Below are 1,686 nucleotides of genomic sequence, written 5' to 3'. Positions count from 1 at the left end.
CAAAAGCACCCGACACCAACGTAAGGGGAATTAGTCAATAGGTTGGGGCCCTGCCCGTTCCTCGTCTCTACGTAGTTCATCAAACGGGGTCGTTGTGCCCCCGACAGCGTGCAATCGAGTTTGGTGAGGAAACGGGCGGGCCTGCTCAGGGTGTCGGTCGAGGTGGTCCTCTACGCCGGGTGGAGCTTGGCCCCAACCTGTTGTATTCGGTTGGCTCGGGCGGGTTTTTCGGGGTTAGGCAGCCGCGGGCAGCTCGGCGACGGCGACGATAGCGGGGTCCCAGGTGACGCGTTGGGTGACGACGACATGGATCCAGCGCAGCAACGCGGCGGCGACGGCGGCTCGGGCCTGACCATCGGTGAGCCGGTTGGTTTCTCGGGTGGTCAGGTACCGGTAGCGGGCCTCCATCACTGGGTTGTGCCGGAGCGCACCCCATACCGCGCGCCAGGCAGCCAGCCGCAGCCGAGGCCGACCCCGCCCGGAGATCCGCGATCGTCCGGTCATGGTGCCGCTGGTGTTTTCCCGCGGGCACAGCCCGGCGTGTTTGACCAGCGCACGCGGGCTATCGAAACGGGTGAGGTCACCGGTCTCAGCCAAAATGGCCGCCGCCCCCAGGGCGCTGACGCCGGGAATACTGCTCACCAGCTCAGTCAGCTCCAGCTCATCGAGGATCACCAGCATGTGGGCGTCGACCTCGGCCAGCCGAGACTTGGCGCTGCGCCAGTCGGCCAGCACCCACCTGCCGCGCTGCAACGCTCCCCGTCGTTGCGTTGCGACCCCGGCCGGATCGGTCAAGGCGGCATAGACACCGGCCACGATGCGCCGCCGTGGACCCCGCTGGCCACCCCAGCGCCCAAACTCGCGGCGCACCGCGTCCTCAAACCGCTGATAGCCGCCGCGAGCCAGCCGTTCGGGACGGCCATCACAGCGATCCAGCACCATCGCCAGCGCCGCGCACCAGGTGATCGAGTTCAACGGATCAGCGGCCGCCGACAGCACCGCCGGCCAGGCACACCCCAGCAGGTCGCGCAGCTGCTGCACACCCGCAGTGGCCGTGGTGATCAACCGATCCCGATAGGAGCCCAGTTGGCGCAACTGCGCCCAGGTCTCATCGGCGCGCTCGGGCACATAACAGCGCAGCTGAGCCACCAGCCGTGCGATCAGCACAGCGTCCTTGTCGTCAGTCTTATCCCGGGTGTAGTCCTCAGACTCCCGCGCGCGCCCCACCAGCAGCGGTTGCACGCACACCAACGCCATATCCTGTTGCGCGGCAAGCTGATCGAGCACCCGCCAACGATGCCCAGTGGGCTCACACCCGATCGTGACATCGTCGAAGCCCAGCTCGCGGGCCTTCTGGCGGGCCCACTCCAACACCGGACCCAACCGCCACGCCTTGGCCTTGACCCGTCGCCGCGCCAGCACCCGCGAATCATGATCGGTCAACACCAGGACCTGCTTCTCATCGGCCAGATCGAGCGCCGCGATCGCGTTGCCGGCCGGAACCAATTCCCGCAGCCGCGCCAACCTGGCATTGCGCCGCTTGTCACCGCGCGACAGATCACTACCCTGAACCATGACGTCCTCCTGGATGTATTGGGTTTCCAAGCCCGTCAACGACACCAGGAGGGCGTCCTTTTCACCTTCATCAACACACATTTCGATCGGCATAGCTCTCTTACTACGCCG

The 1,686-nt window shown here is 66.4% G+C and carries 1 protein-coding gene; it reads right to left on the bottom strand.

Annotated elements, in window-relative coordinates:
* Positions 1-234: 234 nt before the first annotated feature.
* Positions 235-1,668 carry an IS110 family RNA-guided transposase gene (locus AC5Y4Z_RS26195; RefSeq protein WP_499967945.1) on the bottom strand — a complete coding sequence of 478 codons (1,434 nt, stop codon included), beginning with the start codon at positions 1,666-1,668 and terminating at the stop codon, positions 235-237.
* Positions 1,669-1,686 lie beyond the last annotated feature (18 nt).

This window comes from Mycobacterium sp. NGS63, assembly GCF_059812295.1.
This window is presented reverse-complemented; position numbering and strand designations above follow the sequence as displayed.

Coding starts and splice junctions, on each gene's coding strand:
- AC5Y4Z_RS26195 (WP_499967945.1), bottom strand. CDS start 1,668: ATGCCGATCGAAATGTGTGTTGATGAAGGTGAAAAGGACGCCCTCCTG.